We start from the raw sequence: 25,138 nt of genomic DNA on the forward strand, positions 1-25,138 counted from the left end.
CAGCCTAGAGGATAAAAAAGAGCCGAATTATAGCTTAAATGCTCCTGACCACAAACCATAGATTAGCAAGTATATTAAATTAGCTTCTTAGCGACGCTTCAATCAACTTTAGGCTTATAATTTTTTAAAAATATCATTAACTCTTCACTGGGCATGGGCTTGGCATACATAAACCCTTGTACTTCATCACAACCCATTTTTTTTGAGTAAATCACTTTGCTCTTTTGTTTCAACGCCTTCAGCAATTGTTTTACGACCAAGGTGACGTCCCAATGAAATAACTAATTCAGCAATTGCGCCACTATCACTGTGTGGAATATCTTTAATAAATGCACGATCAATTTTTAAACGAGAAAATGGCAATGTCTGCAAGTAACTCAATGATGAAAACCCAGTGCCAAAATCATCAATAGCTACTTCTACACCAAACTCTTGAAGCTCTCTTAACGTTTCAACCACAGCACCAACCTCATCCATGACCACACTTTCTGTAACCTCCAGTTCGATAAATTTAGGGTCTACTTGGTACTCTAGCAATGTGTCTTTTACACTTTGAGCATAGTTAGCAACTTTAAACTGAGGAACCGATACATTTACCGCCACACTAATTGACTTGCCAATTGCAGCCAACTTTTTTTGTTGCTCACATGCTTGTTCCAAAACCCACTGACCAATATCTACAATCAAGCCCGCATTCTCTGCCAGTGGAACAAAAATACCTGGGGAAATATACCGACCATTTCCTGAGGGCCAGCGGAGTAATGCCTCACAACCAACTACCTCTAAATTTTTGAAACATAGTTGTGGCTGATACCATACTTCAAGCCTTTTATGCTCAAAATCTTGTCTTAGCTGTCGGATCAGCCCTAGCTTCCAAGCCATTTTCTCTTCAAGGTCACTCGTATAACGTCCTATCACACGGTTTTCTTGCTTCGCTTGATTAAGTGCAATATAAGCCAACTTTAGTGTATCTAAGCCATTACACACAAAGTCATCTTGTTCACACACACCCACTCTAAAATGAATAGATAATACATGCTCATTCACTTGATAGGGCGTTAATAAACTATCTATAAACATCTGCTCTTCAAAAGCGACCTTGGGCAATAGCAGCGCAAACACATCTGCACCAATACGCGCTAATAACTCAGTTTGTGGAAACTCTTGCTCAAGGCGCGTCATAACCGCAATCAGCAACTGGTTACCTACCTCTTGTCCCAAGCCATTATTGATATCTGAAAACTGAGCTATATCAATGAGAATGAGCAATAGATCATTACTTTTAGGCTTATAGTAGTTTGTTATTTTTTCTGTAAAACTGGAACGGTTAGGTAGTTTAGTCAATGGATCTTTGTAAGCAACATCTCGTAGTTCATTAAATAACTTAATATTGTCTAACCCAACACTCACATTGGCTAAAAATACTTCCATTGATTGAAGTTGTGAATCTGTTGGTTGTATGTCCAACTCTATATAAATAGCTGCGCTGCGATTTTTGCCTTTGAGCAACACAGTTATATCATGTTCTGTACGCTGATGTTGAGCGCTGTCAAAGCAGTTTTGTACCTGCATAATTACGCGGCCATTGTCGAGCTGCTCTAAACCATCACCAAATGACTCTTGAAAATGACTCGTTCCACCAAGCACGGTAAAACGCTTGCCTCTACCTAATTGCCCACAGACAATACCATTGGCTTCACTTCCCAAAATTTTTGCTAAATGTGTTACTACAGCCAAGCTAAACGAGCTAATATCATTATGGCCTAAGATACCTTTACATGCATCTAAAATAGAACTCAACGCTAAACTCTGCGCTTCTAGCTCACAAATCTGACGATAAGAACGCACAGCTGTCATCATAGAAGTAACAAGTTTTGAGCGAGTTAGCTCGGTTTTCATTTTATAATCGTTAATATCATAATCACGAATAACTTGTTCTTCAGGCGCATGACCAGGCTGCCCAGTCCTTAAAATAATTCGTACACTATTATTTTTAAGTTCGTCACGTACACGCTTAACAACAGTTAACCCGGCATCGTCTGTTTCCATAACCACATCTAACAACATCACACTAATTTCAGGGTTGTGGATCAGCTTTTCAATAGCCTCTGCGCCGCTGTATGCATGATGAAAAAATAGAGAACGTCCCCAAAATTCAACGCCTGACAGTGCCAAAGTCGTTACAGAATGAATTTCAGGATCATCATCCACAATCAAGATGTCCCAAGCAGCGCTTGCAACTTCTTCTACTTCTTGAAGTTCTTCATCATGATCTAAAAACAAAAAATCATCTTGTTCAGACGCCATTTTTTATCCTTTAATTCAACACTCAACTTACTTTCTATGTGCTTAGATTGACTAAGTCGTTTACCATCATACGAATTGTGGTACATTTTTACTACAAGATATAAACTTCGCTCACACCCATGAGATATTATAGACGATGTTCAAGTACTTGCGTGTAGCATATCAGCAATACTGCATCAGGAGGTATGTATTAAAATACTCATCATTGTAATGAAGGCACTGCTTTTGGTCACAATCTTGTTTGTGGCAGCAGGCTTACTGTTGCCGCATAAGTATCAATTAAAGCAACAAATTACCTTTTCGACCACTGATGAGCGCCAACTTTTTGCTTTACTCGACTTAAAGCAGTGGTCAAAACTAATGATGTGGCAACGTATTAGCCAAACCCAATACATACATTTCTCAACACCGAGTACCGGCGTAGGGGCTCATGCCGCCATTGATCATCAACTAGGTCGTATTGAGCTAACAATTACAAAAAAAACAAAACAAGGGATAGAATTTTCTATGCTATTTAACAATGAGCATAGCGCAATAGGACTGTTAACTTTTACTCATCACAATGACTCTATTACAGTAAACTGGCAAATATCTGGCGCGGTGCACTCAACATTACTAGGTGGCTATACTGCACTTTATATTGAATACTATTTACGGCAAATGATAATTTCAGCCTATAACAATTTGCAATCAGAACTTAAATTAAGGGCTGCACTATGAGTGTAAAAAACGCCCAAGCTAAAGCAAGTCTAGCAACATTAATAGAAGAAAAGCTTGGTTTTACTATGGTTAAAAGTCGTGATTTTGGCACGCGTAGTGGCTCCGACAATAGTTATAGTGCAAAAGGCACTATGCCCATCAATTATTCAGTACGCAGTGATGAAAGTGTTTTAAAGCGCGCGTTAAAACGCCAGCAACTTAATAAAATACAGCGTCAACAGAACATAGAACAAATTACCGCAATGGCGCTAAGTGTTTGTCCTGATGTCACAAGTCAAGGGCGTCCAGACCCAGATTGGCTTGAGCATTTTATCGTTTTAGCAGAAGATATTGCGAATCAAAATATGCAAAAACTCTGGGCTAAAATTTTAGTCGGGGAGACTGTTTCACCAGGTACTTTTTCAATTAAAAGTCTACAAACATTAAAGCAAATGACCCAAAGAGAAGCCACTGCGTTACAAAAGTGCGCCGCTTTATGTGGGTACTTAGAAAAAGAAGACAGCTACCTTATATTACTAGGCTACTATAAAAAGCCATCATTTTTTGATTTGCTAAGAAAAGGCAATAAAGAGTCAATTAATCTAGGTAGTGCCGGCCTGAGCTTTCCCAATATACTGACTTTGATGGATATTAATATTGTGTATAGAAAAGAAATTGAATCTGCAAATTTAAAGCAAGGACAGTCAATACAGTTTTCTTTTCATAGCAAAAAGCTCACCCTCACTCCAAAAAGTAATGAGCTGGTACTAAGTTATTATAAATTAACACAAACTGGAGATGAGTTAAAAAAGCTCGTCAGCTCACCTATCAATAAAAAATACAAACAGCAACTAGAACAAGCATTCGTTGATGAGTTTGATTGTCAGTGGAGTTAACCCGTGTAATGTGCGTACATAGTCATGCGCTAGGATATGTTGAACTTTGAGGTATAAATTTTGTTCAAATTAAAGAGGGGCAATACGCAAAATGAGCAATACAACTTAATAACTTATGTAAATTGCAAATAAGAGAATAGGTTCTCATTAAACCGCTAGCCTAAAAGTAAAAAGGCCTGAATCCATTCTGTTATTGAAATCAGACCTTAACTGTCACTTAAATAGCAGCAAGATATATTCAGCTCACTCCGCTTTTTGTTCGCGGCCTAAGAGCGCCATTGCCGCTTCTTTGACATCTTTTTGTTGATACAACACATGATAAATTTGCTCAGTAATTGGCATTTCAATACCACTACGCTGAGCTAATAAATAGACTTCTTTGGTGTTGCGATAACCTTCGACCACTTGACCAATACTGTGCATTGCTTCATCAACACCCAGACCTTTACCAAGTGCCAAACCAAAGCGACGGTTACGCGATTGATTATCTGTACAAGTGAGGATCAAATCTCCCAAACCCGCCATACCCATGAATGTTTCAGGACGAGCGCCAAGAGCCGTACCTAATCGGCAAAGCTCAGCTAGGCCTCGCGTGATCAATGCAGTTCGAGCATTAGCACCAAAACCAAAGCCATCAGACATTCCTGCACCAATAGCGATCACATTTTTAACTGCGCCGCCCAATTGAATACCGATAAAGTCATCATTGTTGTATACCCGAAATGAGCGACCACAATGAAGCAACTTGGCCAGTTCACTGGCGAATGCGCAATCAGTTGCAGCCACTGAGATAGCCGTTGGCAACCCAGCTGCCATTTCTTTTGCAAACGTAGGCCCTGATAATACGGCCAATGACACTTGCTCGCCCAGCTGCTGTTGCGCTACCTCTTGTAACAAACGCCCAGTTTCAGGCTCTAATCCTTTGGTCGCCCAAGCAACACGCGCGTTAGGTAACAAATCATTACTCACTAGCGAAAGGGTGTCAGCAAATGCATGACTCGGCACCACCAATAAAACGATTTCACTGGCTTTCACAGCTTGAGATAAATCACTTTCAAGTTGTAAAGAGTCTGGAAACGGACAATCGGGCAGATAACGTTGGTTTGTGCGCTCAGCTGCAAGCGTCGCAACGTCGTCTTTATTTCGCCCCCACAAAGTCACCTTGTGGCCATTTCGAGCGAAACAAATAGCAAGGGCGGTGCCATAAGACCCCGCCCCTAATACAGTTACAGCTGACTGAACTGAACTCATCGATTATGCGTCAGCAGTTTGCTCTGCTTGCGCAGTTCTTTGTTGCATGTATTGAGCAAATAGCGCATCAAAGTTAACTGGTGCTAGGTTTAACTGTGGGAAAGTACCACGATTTACCAAGCTAGCCACGGCTTCGCGAGCATATGGGAACAAAATGTTCGGACAAAAAGCGCCTAGCATATGTGCCATTTGTACTTCTTCTAAATCAGCGATTGAGAAAATACCTGCTTGTTGAATTTCACATAAAAATGCCGTTTCTTCACCAATCGTTGCTGTTACAGTCAAAGCAAGAACCACTTCGAATACGCTATTGTCTAGCTTTTCAGAACGCGTATCCATGTCTAGTTTAATTTCAGGCGTCCACTCTTTTTGAAAAATCGCAGGTGAATTTGGCGTTTCAAACGAAATATCTTTAGTATAGATACGTTGAATATTAAATTGCGCACTTTCTTGTTGTTCTGTTGCCGCATTTTGGTTTTGATCTGTCATGAGTGTTCCTAAATTCTTTAAATTTTTATTTAATGTCTTTTATACGTTGAGTAAAGCGTTTAATTCGCCTTTAGCATCAATAGCCATCATATCGTCACAGCCACCAATGTGATTATCGTTGACAAAAATTTGTGGCACAGTATATCCACCATTGGCTTTTTTTATCATTTCGTCACGTAACTCTGGTTGCTTGGCGATATCATATTCAGTGTATGTTACACCTTTTGCGTCAAGCATTGCCTTTGCTCGGTGGCAAAACGGACAATAATCTTTTGTGTAAATCACAACCTCAGTCATAAAAGACTCCTATTATTTTCCCGCGGTGATTGGTAATCCCGCACTTTGCCATGAACCCATTCCGCCATTAAGCACATAAACATGCTCAAAGCCTGCTTTGTGCATCGTATTAGCAATACCCGACGCGGTCATGCCTGTTGTACACACAAGTATAATGGGTTTAGTTTTATACTTTTCAAGTCCTGCAAAGTCACTTTGCTTTGCTTTTTCAGCACTCAATTGTACAGCGCCTGCAATTTTGCCAGCATTAAACTCTTTTGCAGGACGAATATCCACAACCTGCCCATTCTCCCGGTTTACCAATAAGGTCAATTGCTGAGGGTTCACCTGTGCAATGGCTGAAAACTTACTTTTAAACCAACTTGCCACTATCATAGCGACTAAGGCCAACCAAATAACACTTAAAATAGCATTGTTGCCAATAAATTCGATGTATTGTTCCATGCACCTTCCAACTTAACAGTCTGGGCACTCGATATAACACTGTTCAAGCACCCGTATAATGAATCGCCCAGCAGTATACATTTTGCATTCCTTTGGGTATAGCCCTTTGTCGGAACACTCAAACCTTAACAAGCCCCCACTTACTTAAAAACAAGCGATTTAGATGAGGATAAATCATAGTAACAGGGCTGAATAGTTACACAAAACAAGGTATGCTAGGAAAATATGGCGTCGCGCTAATATGCCAATTTATTCCTCTGGCATAAAATAAAAAAGTTAGTTCTAAAGGAGCCCAAATGACTGCACAAAAAAAACCACTTGTTCTAATGATTTTAGACGGTTGGGGTTATCGAGAAGAAAGCGAAAGTAATGCTATTTTAGCAGCCAATACCCCTGTGTTAGACAATTTATGGCAAATTAAACCTCATACTCTGATCTCTGGCTCAGGATTAGATGTTGGTCTACCTGATGGACAAATGGGCAACTCAGAAGTTGGCCATGTTAACTTAGGTGCGGGTCGTATTGTATATCAAGATTTTACTCGAATAACTAAAGCCATCGATGATGGTGAATTTGATCATAACCCTGTTTTGGTACAAAGCATCGATAAGGCAGTACAAGCTGATAAAGCTGTGCACCTTATGGGACTTTTAAGCCCAGGTGGCGTGCATAGCCATGAAGATCACATCATTGCAGGTATTAAGCTAGCAGCAAAACGTGGCGCTAAAGCCGTTTATTTTCATGCCTTTTTAGATGGACGAGATACCCCGCCGCGCAGTGCGCATGCATCCATTGAACGTATAGAATCACTATTTTCAGAACTAAAGTGCGGCCGCTTAGCTTCAGTTATTGGTCGTTACTACGCCATGGACCGAGATAACCGCTGGGAACGTATTGAAGCCGCTTACAATTTGATGGTAAACGCACAAGCGCAGTATAGCTATGAAAATGGCGTCACTGCACTTAAAGCGGCTTACGAGCGTGATGAAAATGATGAATTTATTAAAGCAAGTGCCATAACACCAAGCGATGCTCAACCTGTTACCATCAATGATGGTGATACTATGATATTTATGAATTTTAGAGCAGATAGAGCACGTCAAATAACTCGCTCTTTTGTCGATGAATCATTTGATGGATTTAATAAACAAGTAACACCCAAACTCAGCGCATTTGTAATGATGACACAATATGCCGCAGATATTGACGCACCAGCGGCTTTCGCCCCTGAAACACTCAATAATGTGTTAGGTGAATGGCTTGCCAAACATAATAAAACCCAACTACGTATCTCAGAGACAGAAAAATATGCTCATGTAACATTTTTCTTCAGTGGCGGTAGAGAAAGTGAATTTGCTGGAGAAAAACGAGAGTTAATTCCATCACCTCAGGTTGCCACTTATGATTTACAGCCTGAAATGAACTCAGAACTACTCACAGATAAGTTAGTAGCAGCGATTCACAGCGGCGATTATGACGTAATTATTTGTAACTATCCCAACGGTGATATGGTTGGCCACTCTGGTGTATTTAGCGCAGCAGTAAAAGCCTGTGAAGCAGTTGATAAGTGTATTGGTCGTGTTGTTGATGCACTTGAGCAAGTAGGTGGTGAGGCGCTGATCACAGCAGATCATGGCAACGCCGAGCAAATGACCAACGCCAGCACAGGTCAAGCGCATACCGCACACACATCTGAACCAGTGCCCTTTATTTATGTCGGCCGAGACGCGCAAGCACATGAAGGTAAAACACTCAGTGATGTTGCACCAACCATGTTGCACCTGCTTGGTATCGCGCAACCAAATGAGATGACTGGTAAACCTATCATGACGTTAAAATAACCATGTGTAATTTCCCTAGCAAGTTAATCTTACTAGTTTTGGCATTGGTGGCAACGTCAGTTGTTGCCAATGAAACAAGAACCAAGCAAGATTTAACCGAAGTACAACAAGAACTAAAAAAAAGCCAACAAAGCTATCAAAAGCAGCAAAACAATGTTGCATCACTGCGCAAAAAATTAAAACAACAAGAGCTCAACATTGCCAAAAATGCCAAAGCCTTGTCACTCACCCAGCGCGGTATAACTGAAAATCAACAGCAACAATATACCCTGAAAAACGAAGCAAAAAGCTTAAGTAACAAAAAGTATCAGTTGCAAAAATTACTCGCTGCTCAACTAAAAAGTGCTTACATGACAGGTAGTCACGATTACTCAAAAATGCTTTTAAACCAACAGCACAGTGCAAATCTGGAACGCGCGATAAGCTATTATGACTACTTCAACAAAGCTAGAATCACCCAACTTGAAGAACTCAAATACGTTTTTTCAGAACTTGCTAAAAACCAACAACAACTGGCACGCAAACAAAATGAACTCAGCGCTTTAAAAGCGCAACAAGAACAACGCCAATCAGCCCTTGTTGCAGGTCAAATGGACAGGCAGGTACACCTAAAAAAGCTCAATGCCGCTTTACAACAAACAGCACAGGCAATCGACTATTTAAAAGAAAACGAACAAACCTTAATTTCAACACTTGAAGAACTTGCACAAACACAGCAATCTCCCGAGATAGTACTTGATGGTTTAGCGCAAAATAAAGGCCGCTTACTTTGGCCAAGTAAAGGGCGCTTACGTCATCGCTTTGGACAACAAAAACACGCTGGGATGAGCTGGAAAGGCGTATTGATCCAAGCACAATCAGGTGCACCCGTTAATAGTATAAAACAAGGACAAGTGGTTTATGCAGATTGGCTAAATGGGTTTGGCTGGGTGATGGTAGTAGACCACGGTAAAGGCTTTATGAGCCTATATGGACACACACAAACATTACTCAAAGATGTAGGAGACTTAGTAAATGCTGGCGAGACTATTGCGTTAGTTGGCCAAAGCGGCGGGCAAGCTCGTTCTGGTCTATACTTTGAAATACGGCATAAAGGGAGCGCTGTCGATCCGGTCAAATGGTGTAAAGCAAGTTAATTGATTAACCCGTGCTGCACCAAAAATTGGAGCAGCAGATGAATACATTCAATCATATCAAGCAGAGCATTGTTAGTAGCTATCAAAATTTGGCTCTCATTGTTTTTGGCATACTACTTTGCCTATGTTTTATCACCCCGCCTAGTTTTGCAAAACAGCTATTTAATCAAGAGCAAGTAGATGAAATTTTATTTCACATACATGCCTATTACGTTGAAGATTTACCTCTGAGTAATATCAATAAGCACAATTTTGAAAAATTACTGACGCAATTAGACCCCTATTCTAAATACCTTTCTGAAACCGAACTTGAAGCGATTTTTAGTGCCGCAAATGGCCGCTACACAGGAATTGGTATTGAAGTAGAAATCATCGCCAATCATGTTGTTATTATTAATACGCTGCCTGGTTCACCCGCTGATTTAGCTGGTCTTGAGGGGGGAGATAAATTGGTTGCAATCAACAATTATAATGTTGCTAATAAGGACATTGAATATGTTTCTAAGTTACTGAAAAAATCTGAATATTCGACAATAAACATTACTGTCGAGCGACAAGCACATCAACTTACGCTTGCATTACGCCGCCAAGAGATAAGTTTAGAAAGTGTTAGTAGTCAAATACTTAGCAATGGCAATGGTTATCTATCTCTTTCTAGCTTTAACAATAATAGCTACCATGATGTTGCTAGGCATCTAAATAAACTTGCTTTAAAACATGGTGCAGCCCTAAATGGCTTAGTCATTGATTTGCGAGATAATCCCGGTGGCACCCTGACCAGCGCTGTTGCCATATCTGACTTGTTTTTAAACGCTGGCACTATCGTATCTACCAAAGGACGCTTTTATGACGCTAACCAGCATTTTACTGCCCAAAGTGGAGATATTCTCAATGGAGCGCCAGTGGTAGTCATGATAAATGGAAATTCAGCTTCTGCAGCAGAGATCTTAGCCGGTGCTCTACAGGATAACCATAGGGCACTCATAGTGGGCACCCCGTCATATGGAAAAGGCTCAGTTCAATCGTTAATTCCGATTGGTAACGGTACTACTGCCTTAAAGTTAACTACAGCCCGCTACTTCACTCCTTCAGGGCGTTCAATTGAAGGTACAGGCATTGCGCCAGACATCACACTAACCAACCAAGTGCTTTCACATTTAAGCAAAAGCGCTATAATGGCTGGCGAACAAACAGTCAAAAATGAGCAGTTAGCGAGATTAGATTCTCACATATTAGATGCAAAAAAATTACTAAAAAACCATTAGGGTGATTGTTCTTCTAGATCCGATTTTTTAATCGTATAACTAGCATTTATAGCAAGTGAAGCTTTACTCTAAATTAGTAAGGCTTATTTAGAGTAAAGCCAGTTGCGTATAAAACAACGTTGAATAACAAGAATTAACAACATCCTAGAATATAACTATAAAAATAAGAAATCAGGCAATGCGAAACATTTGTTGGGGATTATTGGTGATTTGGCTTTTAGCATTGCCTTGCGCCGCAAAACAGATTGCTATTGTGATCGATGACGTTGGTAATCACCAACGTGATTTACAGTTACTGGAATTACCCGGTCAGTTGTCGTTTTCTATTTTACCGCATACACCTTACTCTCAACAGTTTGCTTTTTTAGCCAGCAAAGCTAATAAAGAGCTGCTTCTGCATATTCCCATGCAATCATTACATAATAAAGCACTCGGTCCTGGCGCACTTACCTTAACTATGAACAAGTGGCAATTACAAAGTACTTTAGGCCATGCTCTGGCGACTTTACCACAAGTGAAAGGGGCAAATAACCATATGGGTTCTGCACTTACTCAATATATTGAACCAATGAAATGGACCATGGAAGTGTTAAAAAAACGGGGTTTGTTCTTTTTAGATAGTCGCACCACAGAACACACACAAGCACAAACGGTAGCAAACCTATATGGTGTAGAAAATATTGGCCGTCATGTCTTTCTCGACAATGTCCCAACCATTGATGCCCTAACATTACAGCTAGAAGCACTTAAGTTAAAAGCAGATGCACAACAGTTTGCTATTGCTATAGCACACCCTTACCCCGAAACAATTGCATTCTTAAGTACTGCGATCCCTGAACTTGAACTCCAAGGCTATGAACTTGTGCCAATATCACAACTGGTTGACTTAAAATATATTCAACTTGCAGAGTATAAAAAACTCAACCTCGGTTTTTAATTCCCACCAGTGATTAACCGCTCAACAGATTATTACTATTTGATCTAGATTCATGCATAGCATGCAAATATGCGTTATAACTTATGTAACCTCAACTCTGGATTAGCAAATTTGTCCAATAAAGCTTTCTTCAACGACTATGTACAACGCTAGTTTAATTACAATAGTGCCGTTATTGAGGCAATAATTCACTACATTGTTGCTATGTGTTAATAAATCTATTCACAAAGGTTGAGGTTAAATATACTTTGTAAATTCAAGATGTTCTGCTAAGAGGAATAAACGATGTTAAACACTGTTACCGATCTAATGACGGCCGACCCTTTCGCGGTATCACTCAAAGCGTCATTAAAAGATGCGCATGAATTAATGCGAGAAAAGAATATTCGCCATATCCCTGTCATTGATGATCATGGGATCTTACAAGGCATGCTGACACAAAAAATAATGATCGCAAAAGTTATGGGGATCATGGCAACTTTTGGGGCTAATGCATTAGAGAGAAAAGAGAAATATACCCTTGTAGAAGATATTATGGCCACTGACTTTGCCAGTACACAACCAAATAAAAGTCTTGCTGAGGTAGCGGAGTTTTTTGTTAGCAATCGTCACGGCTGTATGCCTGTCGTAGATGAAAACAATAAATTGCTCGGTATTTTAACTTCATCAGACTTTGTCCGCTTAGCTGCTGCTTTACTTTCTTAGATATCATTACCCAAAGGCAATACCATACCTATAATCTGAACTTGGGATAAGCTATCAACTAATCTTGTGCTCAGATTAATATCATATGAGGTTAGAGCGTGTTGATCATTGAGATATGAACTCTCTTCAAATCAAAAGCTTTCAATGCTAGAAATGGGCTATGTTGCATAGTGATCTTATGTTCATAGCACAAAAGGTTCAACCAACGCAGTGTAAGCCTTGGTGACCCCTCTGTGCTGTGCCATTGGGGTATTATTCTACGTGAACACCTGGCTTACATAGAATAACTTGCGACGTAGGTTCTGCCTTGGGAAATACCCGAATGACTGCTGCAAAAGCACACAGCAAAGATCAACAACCCTGAGTTACGTTTATGCTTTTTCGGCAAGCGTACGTGCTACGGTTCGCATGCCCAATGTTGTTGCGCCAGCCCCCCATTGACTGCCTGCGCTATTTTGAAACGCAGCGGCTAAATCAATATGCACCCAACCTTTGCCTTCATTTGGTACAAAACGAGATAAGAAGCCAGCGGCATTTGATGCACCACCAAACCCTCCACCTTTTTGCGCGCGACTATTAGCCGTATCCGCATAAGCAGAAGGGCAGTTATTCTGATGCCATTTTTCTAAAGGTAATGGCCAAGCGGCTTCAAACTCGTCACTTGCAAACTGCTGTACCTCTGCGACAAGCTCTTTGTCTAAACCAAACAATGCATTGTACTCTTGACCCACAGCCACCAAAGCTGCACCTGTTAATGTTGCAGCATCAATAATCAACTCTGCACCACATTCACCAGCCGCCATAAGACCATCAGCAAGTACTAAACGCCCTTCTGCATCCGTATTTACAATCTCGACCGTAGTACCATTTTTGTAGGTAAGAATATCGCCAAGTTTATATGCATGTCCTGATATCAAGTTCTCAGCACAACATAAAAATAATTTAATGCGCTTTTTTACACCACGTTGAATCGCCAATGCAAGCCCAGCAGTTACAGTCGCAGCGCCCCCCATATCACACTTCATACCCAGCATACCTTCACTAGGCTTAATTGAATAACCACCTGAATCGAACGTGATCCCTTTTCCTACTAATGCTGCACTTACCGGAGCATCTACGTCACCCGTTGGGTTGTAATCAAGTTCTAATAATACTGGCGGACGCTCACTACCACGACCTACCTCATGAATACCTATCCACTGCTGTTCAAGCAATGCTTTGCCCTTTATAATTTGATAGCTCACATGCTCTGGCGCTAAAGATTGGATAAACTCAGCCGCTTTGCCCGCCAAACTTTCAGGATAAATATCTTCAGCAGTGCCATTGATCATTTCCCGAGCCCAAGTTGCTGAGCTTTGCAATGCAGTCAATTCATTCATATCTGACTGAGCATTTTCAACAAAGGTTACACCCATCAATTGTTTGGGACTTACAAAACCTTGATAGAAGGCCCATTGGGACTCGGTACACCACAGCTCACCTTGCAGCTGTACATGGGCAATCCCCTGCTGAGCTAAAGTTCTCGCTGATTTTTGAATATTTTTAAGCGTTTCATCTTGAGCCAGGTGAACTATAGCACCTTGATTATCGAAAGATAAAGAAGCACCTACGCCCCAATGTGCCGCGGCAGTTTGTTCACTCAAACGAACAATAAATTTGTCAGACATAATCCTATATTCTCTTGCACTTGTAAGTGCTCTAAAGTGTACACTAGCAAGCTTGATGACCCAACCTAATGCGATTAATTGATGAAATTTGCAAGTTCACTCAATAAAGCCACTTTATTAAAACGCTACAAACGCTTTTTAGTAGATTTACACTGTCCACAGCGCGGGGAATTTACCGTGCACTGTGCAAACACAGGAAAAATGACTGGCTGTGCTGATGCCGGATTTGATGCATACTATTCCACCAGTGATAATAATAAACGCAAATACCCACACTCTTTAGAACTGACAAAAAATAGCCAAGGTGCCTTTATTTGTGTCAATACCAATCATGCTAATCATGTGGCCAGCGAAGCTATTGAGCAAGGTGTTATCTGCGAGCTGACTGACTACCAATATCACCAACGTGAAATCAAGTATGGCCAAGAAAATAGCCGTATTGATATCTTACTTACCTCGGATAATCGGCCTTCATGTTATGTAGAAGTTAAATCAGTTACCTTATTAGAGGACAAACAAGGCTATTTTCCTGATGCTCAAACGCTGCGAGGTCAAAAACATATCAGAGAGTTAATAACTTTAAAAAGCCAAGGTTCAAGAGCGGTACTGTTATTTATCGTGATGCATGAGGGCATAGAGAGTGTTACTCCAGCGAAACACATCGACCCCAAATATGCTTCTTTACTCATTCAAGCCTATGAAGCCGGTGTTGAAGTACTTGCATATAAAGCCGCAATTTCAGAGCATGAAATTACTCTCTCTCATCCAGTACCAGTTAATGTGAGTTGAAATTATTTTATTTGCCCCCATATAGCTGCTCATCGGAATTTCGTCTCTAAGGCTGAGATATCCAAGCAAATGTCATACTAAAAAGTGAAAAAGTGTTTGCTTAGGGGGGGAGATTCTGCTATTTATAGCCGCCGGCGTTAGCTGGGGTAATGTATTAAGGATTTAGGAGAATGCTATGTCTGACCAAAAGAGACTAGGGTTGTTAGCTCAAGCCGGTTTAGAACCTTATCAGGAAAAACCGGGCGAAGAATACATGAATGAAGTACAACGTACTCATTTTAAAGCAATATTAGATGCATGGCGTAAAGATTTGCGTAATGAAGTTGATCGTACCAAGTCACACATGCAAGATGAAGCTGCAAACTTTCCAGATCCTGTTGACCGTGCTGCACAAGAAGAAGAGTTTTCTTTGGAGCTGCGTACGCGTGACCGCGAACGAAAACTGATCAAAAAGATAGAAAAGACGCTGCAGTTAATTGAAGATGATGATTTTGGCTTTTGTGAATCATGTGGTATCGAAATTGGTATCCGTCGTTTAGAAGCTCGTCCTACAGCTGATTTATGTGTTGACTGTAAGACATTGGCTGAAATTAAAGAAAAGCAAAACGGCCGAGGTTAACCTCAGCCTATTATGCTCACCCCAGCATTATCCAATCAAGGGAGCTATCGAGGTCGATTTGCTCCCTCGCCTTCGGGTCCCTTACATTTTGGTTCGCTTGTTGCGGCACTTGCCAGTTATCTTGCTGCTAAAAGCCAGCAAGGGCAATGGCTCGTTCGAATAGAAGATATTGACACACCCCGTGTTGTAAAAGGCGCTGATAGCGATATTCTGCACACCCTAGAAGCTTATGGCCTCTACTGGGATGACTCGGTTGTTTACCAAAGCCAGCGACATAGTTTATATGAAGATGCACTGTACCAACTGCAACAGCAATCTATTGTTTATGCATGCCAGTGCACGAGAAAAGAAATAAAACAACGTGGTGGACTTTATGATAACCACTGCAAAGAGCTAAATTTACCCTTATTAAAAAACGCCTTACGCTTGCAACAGCACTTCCCTGTCGAGTCTTTTAATGACCAAGTTCAAGGACGCATCAAAATACCAAAAGACATAGCCTTTGAAGATTATATAATTAAACGCCGTGATGGTTTATTTGCATATCAATTGGTTGTTGTACTTGATGATATTGACCAAGGTATAACGCATGTCGTCAGAGGTGCAGACTTACTCGAACCAACGGCAAGACAATTAGGATTATTTCAACAGCTTAAGCAAAGGGCACCACACTATGCACATATTCCTTTAGTGGTAGCTAAACCTGGCTTTAAACTCTCAAAACAAAATCATGCCCCGGCAATCGATAAGCAAAATCCCGTGCCTGCAACGCTCGCAGCACTGCAATTTTTGGGGATAATCCCACCACCAGAGTTTGCCACTGCTAATATTGAAGAAGTATTAACTTGGGCTGTTAACGCATTTTCTTTTCATTCAATTCCCAATGTTCGTGAGAAATCATTAACCAAAGAGCCCGAAACAAACAATATTTAAGACCAAAACTTAATTTTTTGCTGCCACTGGTATATCATAGCGGGCCTTGTAGGTTCATCTACGCATTAAGCGATTTTTGGCACATTCACTGTTTTAGGAGACAGGTTATTATTTCTAAACTATTTAAATTTTGCAGACAATTGGTTGGCCAAAGTGATATCAAGACGGCACCAGTAACCTGTACTGAGCCAAAATTGATCCCACGCAGTGAGCACAACATTTCTCGCAAACAATTAAGCCCAAATGCAATCAAGGTATTATATCGTTTAAAAGACGGTGGCTATGATGCTTATCTTGTTGGTGGTTGTATTCGAGATATTTTATTAGGTATCGAGCCTAAAGATTTTGATGTAGTAACAAATGCCACACCTGAGCAAGTAAAAAAATTATTCCGCAACTGTCGTCTAATTGGCAGACGCTTTCGTTTAGCCCATATTGTATTTGGCCGTGAGATCATTGAAGTTGCAACCATGCGCGGCCACCATGAAGGGCAAGATAAGAAAAACCCGATTAGCCATTCAAGCGAACATGGACAACTACTAAGAGACAACGTATATGGCACAATTGAAGAAGATGCTGAACGTCGTGACTTCTCTATTAACGCCCTCTATTACTCGGTAAAAGACTTTAGTGTTCACGATTTTGCTAATGGCATTGCAGCAATTAAAGAACGAAAAATCGAGCTGATTGGCGACCCTGAAACACGCTATCGTGAAGACCCTGTTCGCATGCTTCGCGCAGTGCGCTTTGCCACTAAACTTGATATGCAAATTGCCCCTGCAACTAAAGCACCAATCAATGAATTGGCTGACTTACTGAGTAATATTCCGGCCGCTCGATTATTTGAAGAAACACTAAAATTATTTTTAAATGGAAAAGCAGAGCAAAACTACCACATGCTGCGTGAGTTAGGGCTATTTAAACAACTTTTCCCGAGTCTAGATGACATCATAGCTCATAGCAAAACTGGTTTTGAATCACGCTTTGTCGCTCAGATGTTTGCCAATACAGACCTACGCATCAATACAGATAAAAAAGTAACACCAGCATTTGTTTATGCCGCTTTATTATGGTTCCCTTTATTAAAACGAAGTGATCAACTTCAACAGCAAGAGCAACTGTCTGAATTCGACGCTTATGCACAAGCGATGAATCAGGTCTTAGCTGAAAATTCACAGCATATTGCAGTACCAAAACGCTTTACGCTTGGGGCTCGTGATATGTGGCACATTCAAATGCGTTTAGACAAGCGTGGTGGACAAAGAGCCTATAGATTATCTCAGCAGCCTCGTTTTAAAGCTGCTTATGACTTTTTACTATTGCGAGTAGAAAGTGGTGAAACTGAACTACAAACACTCGCAGACTGGTGGACCAACTATCTAAAACAAGATGTCAACGGTCAAAAAGAAATGGTGAAAACTTTATCTCCCCAAGAAACTGGCAAACCGCGCCGTCGCTATCGCAAAAAGCCAAGAAAGAAACCTCTGAATGACTAAAGTTTATATTGGTCTGGGAGCAAATCTCAATGCTCCTAAAGAGCAAATAGAAGTTGCACTTTTAGCACTGAATACCATACCTCACACGCAGCTTATCAGCAGTTCTCAGTTGTATGGCTCAAAGCCTATGGGCCCGCAAGATCAGCCTGACTATGTTAACGCTGTCGCCTGTCTTAATACGAACCTAGAGGCGCTAGATTTATTAGATGCACTACAATCAATAGAGCTTGAGCAAGGCCGACAACGTAAAGATGAACGCTGGGGAGCACGTACACTAGATTTAGATATTTTGCTGTTTGGTAATGAGATAATACAAACATCTCGTTTAACCGTGCCACATTATGGATTATGTGAGAGAGAGTTTGTGGTTTACCCTTTGCTTGAGATTACTCCCGAACTCATACTACCGAACGGTAAAAAACTGTATGAGATCGGTAAAAAAGTACCTTTAAATGATTTAACCCCACTAAAATAATAATTACCACCAAGAGGACCGACATGGCTAAAGTAACTGTATCCACATTAGCAAAAATGAAGCGAGAGCAAAACAAAATCACGGCCCTTACAGCCTATGATGCCAGCTTTGCCAAACTGTTTGACGACAACGGTGTGGACGTTGTTTTAGTCGGAGACTCTCTTGGTATGGTGCTACAAGGCGCAGATGATACATTAGCAGTGACTAACACGGATATTGCTTATCACACTCGTTGTGTCAGAGCGGGCAGTAAAGAACTGTTCGTTATCGCCGATATGCCATTTATGACTTATGCTAACCCCGCTCAGACGTGTGAAAATGCGGCGCAACTAATGCGCGCTGGTGCTAACATGGTGAAATTAGAAGGCGGTGAATGGCTATTAGATAGTATTCAGGCATTGACTCAACAAGGTATCCCAGTATGCGGGCACTTAGGGCTAACTCCCCAATCAGTTCATGTTTTTGGTGGTTTTAAGATTCAAGGTCGAGGTGATGAACAGGCCAAAAAAATGATTGCTGACGCCAAAGCGCTTGAACAAGCTGGCGCACAATTATTGGTTGTAGAATGCATTCCATCAAGCCTAGCAAAGCAAATTTCTCAAGCGTTGACGATCCCAGTAATAGGTATTGGTGCAGGTAAAGAAACTGACGGCCAAATCTTAGTCATGCATGATTTAGTTGGCATTTCCGCAGGTTATATTCCGAAGTTTTCAAAAAACTACTTAGCTGAAACAGGCAATATGCCCCAAGCAGTGAAAAAATACTGCCAAGACGTAAAATCAGGTGCTTTTCCAACCTCTGAACATGAGTTTAACTAATGCAGTCAGTATCAGAAATTAAATCTTTACGTAGTCAGATCAAAGCATGGCGAGCACAGGGGCTAAGTGTTGCATTTGTACCAACAATGGGCAATTTACATCATGGTCACTTTTCACTGGTAGAAAAAGCTAAAAACTTAGCAGATAAAGTTGTTGTGAGTATTTTTGTTAATCCAATGCAATTTGGCGCATCGGAAGATTTAGACAGTTACCCAAGAACCTTAAATGAAGATAAGCAAGGACTTGCCGAGCTTGGCACTGATCTAGTGTTTACACCTAATGTAGAGACTATTTATCCAAATGGTTTAGCCGCACAAAGTTATGTCGATGTACCACAGATATCTCTTGGGTATTGTGGTGGTACACGTCCAGGACATTTTAAAGGCGTTGCAACTGTGGTTACTAAATTGTTTAATATGGTACAGCCTGATATTGCCTGCTTTGGAGAGAAAGATTACCAACAACTGCAAGTGATCAAAACCATGGTTCGCGATCTTTCTATGCCAATTGAAATTGTAGGTGTACCAACCAAAAGAGAAGCCAATGGTCTAGCTATGAGCTCTCGCAATAGTTATTTAAGTGCCGAAGAAAAAGAAACCGCCAAAGTACTCTTTCAAGTATTAAATAGTGCTGTCAAAGCGTTACAAACAGGCGATAAAAACTTTGATGGTATTGAACAGCAAGCTAAACAAACCATTGTAGAAAGCGGCTTAAAACCAGATTATTTTAATATTGCCGAAGCAGTAACCTTAAAAGCAGCCTGCAACAATGACCAACACCTTGTCATTCTTACTGCAGCCTATTTAGGTAAAGTAAGGCTTGTCGATAATATGCAAGTTTGCTTATAATCGAAAAATATATGAAATTTATTATAAGCGCTTGTTTTTAGTGTGGGGCTGCATTACCAATACTTCTACCGAATTAAATCTCTGTACACAGTAAAGTTTATCAATATGAAAGTTCATTCATACAATTAGCACCCCAAACAAGTTTATCTGAACAGATATGCCAAGGTAGATTAACTGATAGTTTTATACCAATTGTATTAAAACATTGATCATTCTAACGAGCTAAATGATTCATTAATTGCGTTCAAAGTGGCTCATGTAGAATAACGACATAGCGAAATTTTAACCTAGTTAATAAGCAATTTGTCTGCTGTAATATCTGGTCATTTATTTAGTGCAATTGATATTATTCATTGCAAAATTCAAGCTGAAAAACTTCCGAGCGCGCAAAGTTTACAGCAATAATCCATTAAAAAACCCCTATAAATAGGGGTTTTTGAGCGCATTCTATCTCCCTTCCGTAGGCCGATAGATTAAACTTTATAGTAAGCCTAGCTTTTTAAGCTCTGAGCTTGCCATTTTGCCAGATAGAGGCACGTAACCATCTTTTTCTACAATTTTCTGCCCATCTTGAGAAAGTACCATTTTCAAGAACTCAGATTCAATTGGCGATAATGGTTTATTTGGGTGCTTATTCACATAAACGTACAAGAATCGAGATAGCGGGTATTTACCTTGTGCAACATTAGCTAATGTCGCATCAACAAAATTGCTGCCTTTTTTCGCTAGAGGCACTGTACGTACACCTGACGTTTTATAACCAATACCAGAGTAACCAATCGCATTAACAGACGAAGAGATTGATTGTACAACTGATGCAGAGCCTGGTTGCTCATTCACATTATTACGGAAGTCACCTTTACACAGTGCTTTTTTCTTAAAGTAACCATAAGTACCTGATACCGAGTTGCGTCCATAAAGCTGAACATCTTTTACAGCCCAGTCACCCGTTAGCCCTACATCACTCCAACGTGATACTTCTTCTGATGCGCCACACTTACGTGTAGAAGAGAAAATTGCATCAACTTGATCAATACGAAGACCTTCAATTGGATTATCTTTATGTACAAATACAGCAAGTGCATCAATGGCAACGCGAACTTCAGTTGGCTTATAGCCGTAACGCTTTTCAAATGCTTCGATTTCTTTAGATTTCATTTTACGGCTCATAGGACCGAAATTAGCTGTTGCTTCAGTCAGAGCTGGTGGTGCTGTTGAAGAACCTGCTGCTTGAATTTGAATATTTACATTAGGGTAAATACGCTTATATTCTTCGGCCCAAAAGGTCATCATGTTTGCGAGTGTATCGGAGCCCACAGAAGAGAAGTTACCTGAGATCCCGCTGATTTTATTATATTCTGGTAAAGTTTTATCTAACGCAGAAACTTGTGTTGAAACTAAGGTTGTTACAGCCACACCCATTGCGGCAACTAAGCTTTTAAATTTCATTGGGGTTACTCCAATTGTTCGTCCCATTTAATTAACGCAGACTATTTTGCAGTCATTCAATGACAGAAAAATTACCCTAAGGTTACATTTTTATGACTTTCCGTATTTGTCATAAAAGCTTGCTTTGATTTTGTAAAAGTAAATGAAAAAGTAGACCCTTCCCCTAACGTACTGTTGATCTCAAGCATGGAGTCATGACGGGTAAGTACATGCTTAGTAATGGCTAACCCTAAACCGGAGCCTCCAGTTTTACGACTACGAGCTTTATCTACGCGATAAAAGCGCTCGGTCAATCGATGAATGTGCTCTGGTGCAATTCCATCACCATTATCTATCACTGAGAATCTTGGTTGACCATCGGCATCAACTTGCCAACTCACTGCAACTTGCCCTTCAGGCTTAGTATAATGAATTGCATTAAAGACAAGGTTTGAAAATGCACTACGTAATTCATCTGCAGAGCCAACAATATCTAAAGATTGGTCTATATTAAACACCAGCTGATGGTGCTTCTCTTGGTTAAGTGATTTAGCTTCTATTTCAATCAGAGAAAGCATTTTAGGAACATTAACAGGCTTATCATTATCTTGTTTACGAGCTCCCTCTATACGAGACAATGATAACAATTGATTGACCAGACTATCCATACGCTTACACTGCTCAATCATGGTGTGATGAGCTTTGTTCCACATGCTTGGCGGCGGTAAATTATCACTGTCTAACATCTCGAGATAACCCGTTACAACCGTCAATGGCGTACGTAGTTCATGAGATACATTGGCAACAAAGTCTTTGCGCATTTGCTCTAGTTGCTTCAATCGAGTTATGTCTCGAACCACCATCATTAGCTGCTCAGCATAGGGCATAACCCTAAACTCCAAAACTTGCTCACTCGCGTGACCTGAATCAAGCTCTAGTGGGTCATCAAACTCATGATCATGCATATATCTAGCAAACTTAGGGTCGCGGATCAGATTATCTAAACGCTGTCCATGGTCTGTGGGCCACTGCAAGCCTAATACCTTTAAAGCCAATTGGTTACACCACACAATACTCATATCTTGCTGTAATACAACAACCGCGTCCGGTACTGCCTCAGCTCCTTCACGAAAACGACGAATCAGTTCTGCTAATTCATTACGTTTTTTGCGATTACGATGCTGCAAGTGATAAATGCCTTCAAATATTTGCTCCCATGCACCCTCTCCCTCTGGCGGATTAAAGCTGCGCTGGTTCAACAACCAATCACTTAAACGATAGAGCTGATGGTAATGCCATAATAATAATGAAACAGCCCCAATAAATAACAATACAAAAGGGGCACCGATCAGAATACCAATCAAAGTTAAAGGCAAAAAATACAAAAACAGGCGCTTGAATAACGCCTGTTTATTTATCACTCGGTACATATATGATCGTGTCCTAACACAACTATTACTAACCTATTTTATAACTTGCTAGAAAAACGATAACCTGCACCACGCACAGTTTGTACTAATCTATCATGGCCCAATGGTGCAATGGCTTTACGTAGACGACGGATATGCACATCAACCGTTCTGTCTTCAACATATACATTAGTACCCCATACATGATCTAGCAATTGCTCACGGCTATATACTCTTTCAGGGTGAGTCATAAAGAAATGTAATAAGCGGAATTCAGTTGGACCCATATCTAACTCACTTCCTGCAGAAGTAACACGGTGTGAAATAGGGTCTAGACGCAAGCCATGAACTTCAATAGCTTCTTCTAATGAAGTCGGAGAAACACGACGGATCACCGCTTTAATCCTCGCCATTAACTCTTTTGGAGAAAAAGGTTTTGTGACGTAATCATCAGCGCCTACTTCTAAACCTTTTACTTTATCTTCCTCTTCACCACGTGCAGTTAACATAATGATTGGGATTTGGCGTGTATACTCGCTTTGCTTAAACTTTTTAGCAATCTGAATACCACTTCCGCCTGGTAGCATCCAATCTAGCAATACCATATCTGGATATGGTTCTACCATTGCGGCTATGGCGGAATCATAATCTTCAGCTTCAATAGCTTGAAAACCATTTTGTTCTAAAACAAATACCAGCATTTCTCTGATAGGCGCTTCATCATCAACTACAAGTACTTTACGTGACATCCGAATGTTCTCTTTCATTACCGAAGTTGGTGTCATTATTATGACTTAGTGTGACAGTTTTATGAAATAGTACATCTGATTTTAAAAAGCTGCCAAAAAATTGCGAATTTAATTTTTAACCACAATATTTTGTAGCTTATTGATGTTACAGGATTATTTAAAAAATAAAAACATTTAACTAAAAATCATAACGTAATGTGAGCGCCATGTGTTCCTGCTCTGGACTATTGTCTAAGTCGAATTGCGAGTACCAAATATACATACGCGCTTGCTTTGAAAGGCTTTTTTCTACACCGACTGACGTTGCATTACCCGAATCCGATAGTTTACCTGACACACCATCAGAGTCTTGATATTGTGCTAACAATTTATAGCTATCAATTTTGTATGAAGCACTCACCATAAAGCTATCCACTTTATCATTAGATGCTATTTTTTCGCTTTGTTGATACATCCCCCCAAGCGTTGCATCACCTATCCTACCTTGAATAGTAACACGATTTATATCTTGCCCAGCTACTTCATTATCGTGCGCAACACTAATATAAATTGGTGTTTTCTTTAATTTACTATCACCATAAATGCCTGCAATAGAAAGCCCTGATTCACCATTTTGCTTACTGTTATCTTCTGCAATATAACTAACTACAAATTTCAAATGATTAAGTACAGGTGTCGTATATTGTATGGTATCTCCTAAGCGATTCTCTCCAGCAAACATCGTTTTAATGTCAGCTTCAAAATCGTTCATCATATCGATTTTACCTTGCGATTTTTTCATCGCTGTATCATCACGGCCAATCAATACTTGTCCGAAACTTCCTTTCAAACCAACATATTGAGATCTAGCGGTTATGTTTTCACCACTTTTGCCATCTTTGTCGTTATCAGCAGGATTAACCTCAAACTCATATTTAAAAAACACTTCTAGCCCATCATTAATTTTTGCATCGCCTTTCATACCAAGGCGTGATGCATAACTTTCAATACTCGTTTCACTCTCACTTGCAACATCACTATATTGCACACCAGCATGAACACGGCCATAGACCTTCACAGCTTCTGCATTTGCAAAGCCTGATAAAATTAGAAATGAAGAACAAAAAACCGTTAATTTATTTATTTTCATTGTCGCGCAGCCTTATAATATGAAAGATTCAAGTTCTATTCCGTTGAACTCATATGGCCAGAAATACCAACTACAATATAAAAATTAGTCGCTCCTGATGGGAGATCAAGAAATAATAACATCCGAGATCAAATTTATACTAAGAACGGTATTTGGGATCAAAATCTTACTAACCCGATCGCTTCATGGATCATTATTTTACTTACCACTCTCTTTATAAACGCCTTTACAACCATTAATTTAGCTAAAAAACATACAAAAGCCGCCCATAAAGAGATCTATCAGCACTAAGCTGGTAAAAAACTGATCCCAAGCAGCTAAATTAGGTAACTTACTGATCTTTAAATATGATCGAAGGTAAAATAATGATCCAAAAAAAAGCCTCATAATGAGGCTTTTGATTAGGGGCTATTGATCTTTGCTGTGTGTTTTTGCAGCAGTCATTCGGGGATTTTGGCAAGGCAGAACCTACGTCACATAGTTATTCTATGTCAGCTAGGTGATAACGCTG

Annotated in this window: 23 protein-coding genes and 1 pseudogene; 14 read left to right on the top strand and 10 right to left on the bottom strand. The window is 40.3% G+C overall.

Annotation, left to right across the window (positions count from 1 at the left end; genetic code table 11):
- Positions 1–98: 98 nt before the first annotated feature.
- Positions 99–2,307, bottom strand: a pseudogene (locus SANK73390_RS22665) (bifunctional diguanylate cyclase/phosphodiesterase).
- A 225-nt stretch (positions 2,308–2,532) separates the two neighbouring features.
- Here SANK73390_RS22665 and SANK73390_RS22670 point away from each other — a divergent pair.
- A complete protein-coding gene (locus SANK73390_RS22670; RefSeq protein WP_462768578.1) occupies positions 2,533–3,027 on the top strand; it encodes an SRPBCC family protein in 495 nt (164 codons plus the stop codon).
- Positions 3,024–3,902, top strand: a complete 879-nt coding sequence (locus SANK73390_RS22675) for a TIGR03899 family protein (protein ID WP_462768579.1) — start codon at positions 3,024–3,026, stop codon at positions 3,900–3,902. Before SANK73390_RS22670 ends, SANK73390_RS22675 begins: the two co-directional genes overlap by 4 nt.
- A 243-nt stretch (positions 3,903–4,145) precedes the next feature.
- Here SANK73390_RS22675 and gpsA read toward each other — a convergent pair whose 3' ends face one another.
- From gpsA to SANK73390_RS22695, 4 genes are read right to left on the bottom strand one after another with little or no spacing between them, the layout of a single operon-like run.
- Positions 4,146–5,153 carry an NAD(P)H-dependent glycerol-3-phosphate dehydrogenase gene (gene gpsA, locus SANK73390_RS22680; RefSeq protein WP_462768580.1) on the bottom strand — a complete coding sequence of 336 codons (1,008 nt, stop codon included), beginning with the start codon at positions 5,151–5,153 and terminating at the stop codon, positions 4,146–4,148.
- Between the two features lie 3 nt (positions 5,154–5,156).
- A complete protein-coding gene (gene secB / locus SANK73390_RS22685; RefSeq protein ID WP_261592016.1) occupies positions 5,157–5,642 on the bottom strand; it encodes a protein-export chaperone SecB in 486 nt (161 codons plus the stop codon).
- Positions 5,643–5,681: 39 nt separating this feature from the next.
- Positions 5,682–5,939 (bottom strand): glutaredoxin 3, encoded by a 258-nt coding sequence (gene grxC / locus SANK73390_RS22690; RefSeq protein ID WP_462768583.1) that lies wholly within the window; start codon positions 5,937–5,939, stop codon positions 5,682–5,684.
- Positions 5,940–5,951: 12 nt separating this feature from the next.
- The gene (locus tag SANK73390_RS22695) at positions 5,952–6,383 is read right to left on the bottom strand and encodes a rhodanese-like domain-containing protein (protein ID WP_261592014.1); all 432 of its coding nucleotides are present in this window, start codon (positions 6,381–6,383) and stop codon (positions 5,952–5,954) included.
- A gap of 296 nt (positions 6,384–6,679) precedes the next feature.
- Between SANK73390_RS22695 and gpmM the strand changes: the two genes are divergently transcribed.
- The 5 genes from gpmM (at position 6,680) to SANK73390_RS22720 (ending at position 12,267) form a co-directional block, all read left to right on the top strand.
- Positions 6,680–8,224, top strand: a complete 1,545-nt coding sequence (gene gpmM, locus SANK73390_RS22700) for a 2,3-bisphosphoglycerate-independent phosphoglycerate mutase (RefSeq protein ID WP_462768585.1) — start codon at positions 6,680–6,682, stop codon at positions 8,222–8,224.
- Between the two features lie 2 nt (positions 8,225–8,226).
- The gene (locus SANK73390_RS22705; RefSeq protein WP_462768588.1) at positions 8,227–9,360 is read left to right on the top strand and encodes a murein hydrolase activator EnvC family protein; all 1,134 of its coding nucleotides are present in this window, start codon (positions 8,227–8,229) and stop codon (positions 9,358–9,360) included.
- A gap of 38 nt (positions 9,361–9,398) precedes the next feature.
- Positions 9,399–10,625, top strand: a complete 1,227-nt coding sequence (locus tag SANK73390_RS22710) for a S41 family peptidase (protein ID WP_462768590.1) — start codon at positions 9,399–9,401, stop codon at positions 10,623–10,625.
- Positions 10,626–10,803: 178 nt separating this feature from the next.
- Positions 10,804–11,562 (top strand): divergent polysaccharide deacetylase family protein, encoded by a 759-nt coding sequence (locus tag SANK73390_RS22715; protein WP_462768591.1) that lies wholly within the window; start codon positions 10,804–10,806, stop codon positions 11,560–11,562.
- Between the two features lie 285 nt (positions 11,563–11,847).
- Complete coding sequence (locus SANK73390_RS22720) at positions 11,848–12,267, top strand: CBS domain-containing protein (protein ID WP_462768594.1); 420 nt, start codon at positions 11,848–11,850, stop codon at positions 12,265–12,267.
- 371 nt (positions 12,268–12,638) lie between these two features.
- Here SANK73390_RS22720 and pepB read toward each other — a convergent pair whose 3' ends face one another.
- Positions 12,639–13,934: an aminopeptidase PepB gene (gene pepB, locus SANK73390_RS22725; RefSeq protein ID WP_462768596.1), complete on the bottom strand. Its 1,296-nt coding sequence runs from the start codon at positions 13,932–13,934 to the stop codon at positions 12,639–12,641.
- 81 nt (positions 13,935–14,015) lie between these two features.
- Here pepB and sfsA point away from each other — a divergent pair, with 81 nt between their 5' ends.
- The 7 genes from sfsA (at position 14,016) to panC (ending at position 19,912) form a co-directional block, all read left to right on the top strand.
- Entirely contained in the window at positions 14,016–14,723 is a 708-nt protein-coding gene (sfsA, locus tag SANK73390_RS22730) for a DNA/RNA nuclease SfsA (RefSeq protein WP_462768598.1), read from the top strand.
- A gap of 175 nt (positions 14,724–14,898) precedes the next feature.
- The gene (dksA, locus tag SANK73390_RS22735) at positions 14,899–15,342 is read left to right on the top strand and encodes an RNA polymerase-binding protein DksA (RefSeq protein WP_261592007.1); all 444 of its coding nucleotides are present in this window, start codon (positions 14,899–14,901) and stop codon (positions 15,340–15,342) included.
- Between the two features lie 12 nt (positions 15,343–15,354).
- Complete coding sequence (gene gluQRS, locus SANK73390_RS22740; RefSeq protein ID WP_462768599.1) at positions 15,355–16,275, top strand: tRNA glutamyl-Q(34) synthetase GluQRS; 921 nt, start codon at positions 15,355–15,357, stop codon at positions 16,273–16,275.
- A 194-nt stretch (positions 16,276–16,469) separates the two neighbouring features.
- Positions 16,470–17,771 carry a polynucleotide adenylyltransferase PcnB gene (gene pcnB / locus SANK73390_RS22745; protein ID WP_462768600.1) on the top strand — a complete coding sequence of 434 codons (1,302 nt, stop codon included), beginning with the start codon at positions 16,470–16,472 and terminating at the stop codon, positions 17,769–17,771.
- Positions 17,764–18,246, top strand: coding sequence for a 2-amino-4-hydroxy-6-hydroxymethyldihydropteridine diphosphokinase (folK, locus tag SANK73390_RS22750; RefSeq protein ID WP_462768601.1), 483 nt, complete (start codon positions 17,764–17,766; stop codon positions 18,244–18,246). Before pcnB ends, folK begins: the two co-directional genes overlap by 8 nt.
- Before the next feature lie 23 nt (positions 18,247–18,269).
- Positions 18,270–19,064, top strand: a complete 795-nt coding sequence (gene panB, locus SANK73390_RS22755) for a 3-methyl-2-oxobutanoate hydroxymethyltransferase (protein ID WP_462768602.1) — start codon at positions 18,270–18,272, stop codon at positions 19,062–19,064.
- Positions 19,064–19,912 carry a pantoate--beta-alanine ligase gene (panC, locus tag SANK73390_RS22760; protein WP_462768604.1) on the top strand — a complete coding sequence of 283 codons (849 nt, stop codon included), beginning with the start codon at positions 19,064–19,066 and terminating at the stop codon, positions 19,910–19,912. Before panB ends, panC begins: the two co-directional genes overlap by 1 nt.
- Positions 19,913–20,392: 480 nt before the next feature.
- Here panC and SANK73390_RS22765 read toward each other — a convergent pair whose 3' ends face one another.
- From SANK73390_RS22765 to SANK73390_RS22780, 4 genes are all read right to left on the bottom strand, one after another.
- Positions 20,393–21,361 carry a PstS family phosphate ABC transporter substrate-binding protein gene (locus tag SANK73390_RS22765; RefSeq protein ID WP_261592001.1) on the bottom strand — a complete coding sequence of 323 codons (969 nt, stop codon included), beginning with the start codon at positions 21,359–21,361 and terminating at the stop codon, positions 20,393–20,395.
- Between the two features lie 71 nt (positions 21,362–21,432).
- Positions 21,433–22,770: a phosphate regulon sensor histidine kinase PhoR gene (gene phoR, locus SANK73390_RS22770; RefSeq protein WP_462768607.1), complete on the bottom strand. Its 1,338-nt coding sequence runs from the start codon at positions 22,768–22,770 to the stop codon at positions 21,433–21,435.
- Positions 22,771–22,808: 38 nt separating this feature from the next.
- The gene (phoB, locus tag SANK73390_RS22775) at positions 22,809–23,498 is read right to left on the bottom strand and encodes a phosphate regulon transcriptional regulator PhoB (RefSeq protein WP_070985814.1); all 690 of its coding nucleotides are present in this window, start codon (positions 23,496–23,498) and stop codon (positions 22,809–22,811) included.
- A gap of 178 nt (positions 23,499–23,676) precedes the next feature.
- Entirely contained in the window at positions 23,677–24,627 is a 951-nt protein-coding gene (locus SANK73390_RS22780; protein WP_462768610.1) for a porin, read from the bottom strand.
- Between the last annotated feature and the right edge of the window lie 511 nt (positions 24,628–25,138).

The organism is Pseudoalteromonas sp. SANK 73390 (assembly GCF_054966645.1).

Bases quoted from the DNA above. Each gene is read 5' to 3' on its own strand.
- SANK73390_RS22765 (WP_261592001.1), bottom strand. From the start codon at position 21,361: ATGAAATTTAAAAGCTTAGTTGCCGCAATGGGTGTGGCTGTAACAACC.
- phoR (WP_462768607.1), bottom strand. From the start codon at position 22,770: ATGTACCGAGTGATAAATAAACAGGCGTTATTCAAGCGCCTGTTTTTG.
- phoB (WP_070985814.1), bottom strand. From the start codon at position 23,498: ATGTCACGTAAAGTACTTGTAGTTGATGATGAAGCGCCTATCAGAGAA.
- folK (WP_462768601.1), top strand. From the start codon at position 17,764: ATGACTAAAGTTTATATTGGTCTGGGAGCAAATCTCAATGCTCCTAAA.
- dksA (WP_261592007.1), top strand. From the start codon at position 14,899: ATGTCTGACCAAAAGAGACTAGGGTTGTTAGCTCAAGCCGGTTTAGAA.
- SANK73390_RS22695 (WP_261592014.1), bottom strand. From the start codon at position 6,383: ATGGAACAATACATCGAATTTATTGGCAACAATGCTATTTTAAGTGTT.
- sfsA (WP_462768598.1), top strand. From the start codon at position 14,016: ATGAAATTTGCAAGTTCACTCAATAAAGCCACTTTATTAAAACGCTAC.
- SANK73390_RS22780 (WP_462768610.1), bottom strand. From the start codon at position 24,627: ATGAAAATAAATAAATTAACGGTTTTTTGTTCTTCATTTCTAATTTTA.
- pepB (WP_462768596.1), bottom strand. From the start codon at position 13,934: ATGTCTGACAAATTTATTGTTCGTTTGAGTGAACAAACTGCCGCGGCA.
- panB (WP_462768602.1), top strand. From the start codon at position 18,270: ATGGCTAAAGTAACTGTATCCACATTAGCAAAAATGAAGCGAGAGCAA.
- SANK73390_RS22710 (WP_462768590.1), top strand. From the start codon at position 9,399: ATGAATACATTCAATCATATCAAGCAGAGCATTGTTAGTAGCTATCAA.
- gpsA (WP_462768580.1), bottom strand. From the start codon at position 5,153: ATGAGTTCAGTTCAGTCAGCTGTAACTGTATTAGGGGCGGGGTCTTAT.
- SANK73390_RS22705 (WP_462768588.1), top strand. From the start codon at position 8,227: ATGTGTAATTTCCCTAGCAAGTTAATCTTACTAGTTTTGGCATTGGTG.
- gpmM (WP_462768585.1), top strand. From the start codon at position 6,680: ATGACTGCACAAAAAAAACCACTTGTTCTAATGATTTTAGACGGTTGG.
- secB (WP_261592016.1), bottom strand. From the start codon at position 5,642: ATGACAGATCAAAACCAAAATGCGGCAACAGAACAACAAGAAAGTGCG.
- grxC (WP_462768583.1), bottom strand. From the start codon at position 5,939: ATGACTGAGGTTGTGATTTACACAAAAGATTATTGTCCGTTTTGCCAC.
- SANK73390_RS22675 (WP_462768579.1), top strand. From the start codon at position 3,024: ATGAGTGTAAAAAACGCCCAAGCTAAAGCAAGTCTAGCAACATTAATA.
- SANK73390_RS22720 (WP_462768594.1), top strand. From the start codon at position 11,848: ATGTTAAACACTGTTACCGATCTAATGACGGCCGACCCTTTCGCGGTA.
- panC (WP_462768604.1), top strand. From the start codon at position 19,064: ATGCAGTCAGTATCAGAAATTAAATCTTTACGTAGTCAGATCAAAGCA.
- gluQRS (WP_462768599.1), top strand. From the start codon at position 15,355: ATGCTCACCCCAGCATTATCCAATCAAGGGAGCTATCGAGGTCGATTT.
- SANK73390_RS22715 (WP_462768591.1), top strand. From the start codon at position 10,804: ATGCGAAACATTTGTTGGGGATTATTGGTGATTTGGCTTTTAGCATTG.